The 7,263-nt window shown below is 70.2% G+C and carries 5 protein-coding genes; all 5 read left to right on the forward strand.

What is annotated here, in order from left to right; translation table 11 throughout:
* Positions 1-14 precede the first annotated feature (14 nt).
* A complete protein-coding gene (gene dut / locus EDF42_RS14140) occupies positions 15-503 on the forward strand; it encodes a dUTP diphosphatase (RefSeq protein ID WP_123340524.1) in 489 nt (162 codons plus the stop codon).
* Entirely contained in the window at positions 500-1,237 is a 738-nt protein-coding gene (locus tag EDF42_RS14145) for a DUF3710 domain-containing protein (RefSeq protein WP_228510001.1), read from the forward strand. The genes dut and EDF42_RS14145 overlap by 4 nt, the downstream gene beginning before the upstream one ends.
* Positions 1,238-1,262: 25 nt before the next feature.
* Positions 1,263-2,054, forward strand: coding sequence for a DUF3159 domain-containing protein (locus tag EDF42_RS14150; RefSeq protein WP_123340525.1), 792 nt, complete (start codon positions 1,263-1,265; stop codon positions 2,052-2,054).
* A 129-nt stretch (positions 2,055-2,183) separates the two neighbouring features.
* Complete coding sequence (acnA, locus tag EDF42_RS14155) at positions 2,184-5,000, forward strand: aconitate hydratase AcnA (protein ID WP_123672825.1); 2,817 nt, start codon at positions 2,184-2,186, stop codon at positions 4,998-5,000.
* 132 nt (positions 5,001-5,132) lie between these two features.
* Positions 5,133-7,064: a 1-deoxy-D-xylulose-5-phosphate synthase gene (gene dxs, locus EDF42_RS14160; protein ID WP_123672827.1), complete on the forward strand. Its 1,932-nt coding sequence runs from the start codon at positions 5,133-5,135 to the stop codon at positions 7,062-7,064.
* Positions 7,065-7,263: the final 199 nt, after the last annotated feature.

A 7,263-nucleotide genomic window follows, 5' to 3' on the forward strand; every position in this document is an offset into this window, starting at 1 on the left:
ACCCTCGACACGTGATGGAACCAGTCGACGTCCTCTGGACCGGGGAGAACCGCCCCGGACACGCCCACCCCGGCGACGCCGGTGCCGACCTCGTCTCGACCGAGGCCTTCGTGCTGCAGCCGGGCGAGCGCCACCTGGCCGCGACCGGGCTGCGGATCGCGCTCCCCGAGGGGTACGCCGCGTTCGTGGTCCCGCGCAGCGGGCTCGCCGCCAAGCACGGCATCACCATCGTCAACAGCCCGGGCACGGTCGACTCCGGGTACCGCGGCGAGATTAAGGTCTCACTGCTCAACACCGACCGGTCCGAACCGTACGAGGTGCACGTGGGTGACCGGATCGCACAGCTGATCGTCATGCCCGTGCCGCGGGTGACGTACACGCACGTCGAGGAACTCCCCGACAGCGTCCGGGGCCAGGGTGGCTTCGGCTCGTCCGGCTACGGTGACCGGAGCGGTGCCGTGACCGGTGCCGCCGATGATGTTCAGGAAGGAACGCGCGCATGAAGTTCGGTCGACGCAAGCGTGACGAGGTCGAGGGCGCCGAGGTCGAGGTGGCCGAGGCCGTCGCCGACGAGGTCGAGATCGCGGACACGACCCCCGAGGTCGACATCGCGACGGACGCCGACGCGGACCTCGACGAGGTCGACGCGGTCGCCCCGACGGACAAGTCCGCTCCCGAGGACCGCGCCGAGAACGGCCCGCACGACGAGACCGAGGCGAACCTGGTCCGTCCGTACGTCGACCTGGGCGGTGTGAAGGTCCTGCCGCGCGAGGGCCTGCACCTGCGCCTCGAGGTCGAGGAGGGCTCGCAGCGCGTCGTCGCGGTCGGGCTCGACTACGACGACTCGACGCTGCAGGTCCAGCCGTTCGCCGCACCCCGCTCGACGGGTCTGTGGCACGAGATCCGTGCGCAGATCGCCGAGCAGATCGAGCGCCAGGGCGGTGTCGTGACCGAGGTCGACGGCCCGTTCGGCCCCGAGCTCCGTGCGTCCGTGCCGGTCGCGGTCGACGGCGACGGCGGCACCGCCGGCGTCCGTCCGGCCCGCTTCGTCGGCGTCGACGGCCCCCGTTGGTTCCTGCGCGGCGTGATCGCCGGCAAGGCCGCCGAGCAGCCCGACGACGCAAGCGAGATCGAGGAGCTGTTCCGCAGCGTCGTCGTCGTGCGCGGCACGACGCCGATGCCGCCGCGCGACCTCATCCCGCTGCACATGCCGAAGTCGACGCAGACCGCGATCTGACGACCTGACCCGCCCTGGAGGCACGGTGCCGGAACACGACGACACCCACCGACCCGAGACGGCCGGGTCCGAAGCCGTGCCCGCGTCCGCTGGGACACCTGACGCTGCGTCGGCTGCGCCGTCGTTCTCGGCGCAGTTCCGCGACGCGGTGCAGAACGCGGGCATCGCCCGCGTCGCCCCCGGCGAGGCGCCCTCCGGGCGCGCGCTGCTCGGAGCGGTCGGCGGGATCCGCGGGCTCGCCGAGTCGGTGCTGCCCGGGTTCGCGTTCCTCGTCGTCTACGCGATCACGAAGGAGCTCGTGCCGAGCGTCGTGATCCCGGTCGTCGTCGGACTCGTCTTCGTCGTGCTCCGCCTGGTGCAGCGACAATCGCTGACGATGTCCTTCGCCGGCATCCTCGGCGTCGCGGTGTCGGCCGGCCTCGCCCTCATCACCGGACGCGCCGAGAGCAACTTCATCCCGGGGATCATCATCAACTCGGTGTGGTTGGTCGGGCTCCTCGTGTCACTGGCCGTCCGCTGGCCGCTCATCGGTCTGGTCGTCGGGTTCCTGCTGCCGGCGAACGAGGACGGCTCGCACGTCGACTGGCGCGCCGACCCGGTCAAGCGCCGCGTGCTGACGGTCGCCACCTGGATCTGGGTCGGGCTCTTCGCACTCCGCCTGGCCGTCGAGGTGCCGCTGTACCTCACCGCGCAGGTCGAGCTGCTCGCCGGCCTCAAGCTCATCCTCGGCGTCCCGCTCTACGCCGCCGTGCTCTGGGTCACGTGGCTGCTGGTCCGCACCGTGTTCGTGCGGAGGGACGACGCCGCCACGGTGTAGAGTTGTCTCGACATCAAGAGACTTTCCCGTCCGGCGCTCCGGCGCCAGCGGGATTAGGTTTGCCTTGCTGGTGGGACGGACCACGGCCCGCGATGATGAGGGCAAACCGATCAGTAGGGAGGCGGCACGGTGGCTGCAGTCAATAGCTTCGGCTCGAAGGACACACTGTCGGTTGGGGGTGTCGACTACGCGATCCACCGGATCGACACGGTGCCCGGGCACGAGAAGCTCCCGTACAGCCTGAAGGTGCTGCTCGAGAACCTCCTCCGCACCGAGGACGGCAAGAACGTCACCGAGGCGCAGATCCGCGCGCTCGGCTCCTGGCGCCCCGACGCCGACCCGGACACCGAGATCCAGTTCTCGCCGGCGCGCGTCGTCATGCAGGACTTCACGGGCGTGCCGTGCATCGTCGACCTCGCCACCATGCGCGAGGCGATGGCGGACATCGGCGGCGACCCGAACAAGATCAACCCGCTGTCCCCGGCCGAGATGGTCATCGACCACTCGGTCATCGCCGACCTGTTCGGCAGCACGGACGCACTCCAGCGCAACACCGACCTCGAGTACGAGCGGAACGGGGAGCGCTACCAGTTCCTCCGCTGGGGCCAGACCGCGTTCGAGGACTTCAAGGTCGTCCCGCCGGGCACCGGCATCGTGCACCAGGTCAACATCGAGTACCTGGCGAAGGTCACCTACACGCGTGACTTCGACGGCGAGACCTACGCCTACCCGGACACCCTCGTCGGCACCGACTCGCACACCACGATGGTGAACGGGCTCGGCGTGCTCGGCTGGGGCGTCGGCGGCATCGAGGCCGAGGCAGCGATGCTCGGCCAGCCGGTGTCGATGCTCATCCCGAAGGTCGTCGGCTTCAAGCTCTCCGGTGAGATCCCGGCCGGCGTGACCGCGACCGACGTGGTGCTCACCATCACGCAGGAACTCCGCAAGCACGGTGTCGTCGGCAAGTTCGTCGAGTTCTACGGCGAGGGCGTCAGTGCCGTCCCGCTCGCGAACCGCGCCACCATCGGCAACATGTCGCCCGAGTTCGGTTCGACGGCGGCCATCTTCCCGGTCGACGACGTCACGCTCGACTACCTGCGCCTGACCGGTCGCGACGAGGCGCAGATCGCCCTGGTCGAGGCGTACTCCAAGGCCCAGGGCCTGTGGCACGACGCGTCGGTCGAGCCGGCGTACTCCGAGTACATGGAACTCGACCTCTCCACGGTCGTGCCGTCGATCTCGGGGCCGAAGCGTCCGCAGGACCGCATCGAACTGTCCAAGGCGAAGGACCAGTTCGAGGTCGACCTGAACAACTACACGACCCCGAGCGAGCAGACCGACCTCGACGATGCGGTGGAGGAGACCTTCCCGGCCTCCGACCCGATCGCCGCGGGCTCGACCAACGAGGACACCAACCTGCACGAGCACGTCTACGTGTCGAGCGCCCCGTCGACGGCCTCGGCCCCGACGAAGGTCGCGATGGACGGGGCCGACCCGTTCACGATCGACCACGGTGCCGTCGCGATCGCCGCGATCACCTCGTGCACGAACACGTCGAACCCGTCCGTCATGATGGCGGCCGGCATCCTCGCGCGGAACGCCGCCGCCAAGGGCCTGACCTCGAAGCCGTGGGTCAAGACGACGCTCGCCCCCGGGTCCAAGGTCGTCACCGACTACTACGAGAAGGCCGGTCTCACGACCTACCTCGAGCAGCTCGGCTTCTACACGGTCGGCTACGGCTGCACCACCTGCATCGGCAACTCGGGCCCGCTGCCCGAGGAGATCTCGCAGGCCGTGCAGGACAACGACCTCGCCGTCACCGCGGTGCTCTCGGGCAACCGCAACTTCGAGGGGCGCATCAACCCCGACGTCAAGATGAACTACCTGGCGTCCCCGCCCCTGGTCATCGCGTACGCCCTCGCCGGGTCGATGCACTTCGACTTCGACAAGGACGCCCTCGGCAAGGACCAGGACGGCAACGACGTCTACCTGCAGGACATCTGGCCCGACGCGGTGGAGGTCCAGCAGGTCATCGACGAGTCGATCGACACCGAGATGTTCACCCACGAGTACGGCTCCGTGTTCGAGGGCGACGACCGCTGGAAGAACCTGCCGACCCCCACGGGCGACACCTTCGAGTGGGACCAGGAGTCGACCTACGTGCGGAAGCCCCCGTACTTCGAGGGCATGACCATGCAGCCCGACGCGGTGTCGGACATCTCCGGCGCCCGCGTGCTGGCGAAGCTCGGCGACTCGGTCACGACCGACCACATCTCGCCCGCCGGCTCGATCAAGGCGGACAGCCCGGCCGGCAAGTACCTGGCCGAGCACGACGTGGACCGCAAGGACTTCAACTCCTACGGCTCGCGTCGCGGCAACCACGAGGTGATGATCCGGGGCACGTTCGCGAACATCCGTCTGCGCAACCAGCTGCTCGACGGCGTGGAGGGCGGATACACCCGTGACTTCACGACCGCCGACGGCGAGCAGTCGTTCATCTACGACGCCTCGCAGCACTACCAGGAGCAGGGCATCCCGCTCGTCATCTTCGGCGGCAAGGAGTACGGCTCGGGCTCGTCGCGCGACTGGGCGGCCAAGGGCACGAACCTGCTCGGCGTCCGCGCGGTCATCACCGAGAGCTTCGAGCGGATCCACCGCTCGAACCTCATCGGCATGGGCGTCGTCCCGCTGCAGTTCCCGGCGGGCGAGACGGTCGAGTCCCTCGGGCTGGACGGCACCGAGGTCGTCTCGATCTCGGGGTTGACCGAGCTCAACGAGGGCCGGACCCCGAAGACCGTGCACGTCACCGCGACGCCGAGCGAGCACTCGCCCGCGGGCAAGCAGCCGGTCGAGTTCGACGCGGTCGTCCGCATCGACACCCCGGGTGAGGCCGACTACTACCGCAACGGCGGCATCCTGCAGTACGTGCTCCGGTCGCTCGTCTGAGCGACGTGAGCACGGGTCGCTGACGCGACCACACGACGGACTGGAGGCCCGTGGCGACACCGCCACGGGCCTCCAGTCCGTCTGCCGGTCACGCGGATATGGTGGGGGATCAGCCCCACGAAAGGAGCGCCCGTGAGCCTGCTCAGCAGCATCACGTCGCCGCGCGACCTGAAGCGTCTCTCCGACGTGCAGATGACCGAACTCGCCGCCGAGATCCGCCGGTTCCTGGTGGCCGAGGTCGCGAAGACCGGTGGGCACCTCGGGCCCAACCTCGGGGTGGTCGAGCTGACGCTCGCGATGCACCGGGTGTTCGATTCGCCGAACGACCCCTTCGTGTTCGACACCGGGCACCAGTCGTACGTGCACAAGCTCGTCACCGGGCGACAGGACTTCTCGAAGCTCCGCGAGCGGGGCGGCATCGCCGGCTACCCGCAGCGGAGCGAGTCCGAGCACGACATCGTGGAGTCGTCGCACGCGTCGTCGTCCCTGTCGTGGGCCGACGGGATCTCCCGCGCGTTCGGGCAGACCGGACAGACCGACCGCACCGTCGTCGCGGTGGTCGGTGACGGCGCCCTCACCGGTGGGATGACGTGGGAGGCGCTCAACAACATCTCGGACGACAACGACCGTCGCCTGGTCATCGTCGTCAACGACAACGGCCGCTCGTACGCTCCGACGATCGGCGGCATGGCGCGGTTCCTCAGCTCCATGCGCACGCGGCGTGAGTACCGGGCGCTGTACGAGACCTCCCGGGCCGTGGCCGACCGCTTCGGCGCTCCCGGCCGGGCCGTGTACCGCGGGATGCGCGGGGGGCTCCACGGGTTCCTGTCGCGCTTCACGAACAACGAAGCGCTGTACTCGAACCTCGACATCAAGTACATCGGGCCGGTCAACGGACACGACCAGCGTGCGATGGAGGCAGCGCTCCGGCAGGCGAAGGCCTACGGCGCCCCGACGATCGTGCACGCGATCACCGAGAAGGGCCACGGGTTCGAGCCGGCCCTGCGCGACCAGGCCGACCAGTTCCACGCCGTCGGGCACATCGACCCGGAGACGGGGGAGTCGCTCGAGGCCGCGTCGGGTCCGTCGTGGACCTCGGTGTTCGCGGCTTCCCTGGCTGACGCCGGCGCCTCGGATCCCCGGATCGTCGCGATCACGGCAGCGATGCTCCGACCGACCGGACTGCACCTGTTCCAGGAGCAGCACCCCGACCGGGTCTACGACGTCGGCATCGCCGAGCAGCACGCCGTGACGACCGCTGCGGGTCTCGCCTACGGCGGCCTGCACCCCGTGGTGGCGCTGTACGCGACCTTCCTCAACCGGGCGTTCGACCAGGTGCTGATGGACGTCGCGTTGCACAAGGCCGGCGTCACGTTCGTGCTCGACCGCGCCGGCATCACCGGGCCGGACGGGCCGTCGCACCACGGCATGTGGGACCTCGCGCTGCTGCAGGTCGTGCCCGGCATCCGGATCGCGGCGCCCCGCGATGCGGCGACCCTGCGCGAGGAGTTCCGCGAGGCGATCGCCGTCGATGACGCCCCCACCGTGCTCCGGTGGTCGAAGGGCCAGGTCGGGCCGGACATCCCCGCCGTCCGTCGTCTCCCCGACGGTGTGGACGTGCTGCACGCCGCCGCGGACGGCGTCGAGGACGTGCTCTTCGTGGCCGTCGGCTCGATGGTGCCGACGGCGCTCGAGGCCGCGGCGCTGCTCGAGGCGCAGGGCATCGGCGTCACCGTCGTCGACCCGCGCTGGGTGGTCCCGATCCCGGGCTCGCTCATCGAGCTGTCGCGGACGCACCGGCTCGTCATCACGATCGAGGACGGCGTGCGCGTCGGTGGCGTCGGGACCCGGCTGCGGCAGGACCTGCGGGCAGCCGGGGTCGACACGGGCGTGAACGAGCTGGGGTTGCCGGACGAGTTCATCGACCACGCGACCCGGTCGCAGATCCTCGCCGACGTCGGGCTGACGGCTCAAGCGATCGCCCGCGACGTGATCGACCAGGTCGTCGGGACGAAGCTGCCGCAGGCGAAGCCCGCGCGGTCGCGGGAGTCCGCCGACCGCTAGGCGGGTCGTGTGGCGCTTGGTCGGGCGCGCAGGGCGTGCGGACCGCGCGGCAGTCCCGAGTCGCGCCCCCGCGCGGGCGTGGGGGCCCCCCCCGGGGGGGGGGGGGGCCCCCCCCCCCCGGGGGGGGGGCCCCCCCGCGCGCGCGGGCCCGGGCGGGCAAGAACAGGGGGGGGGGGGGACGAACCCAAAAAAGCACCCA

Origin of the sequence: Curtobacterium sp. PhB172 (assembly GCF_003752545.1) — a bacterium.
Taxonomy (GTDB): Bacteria; Actinomycetota; Actinomycetes; order Actinomycetales; family Microbacteriaceae; genus Curtobacterium.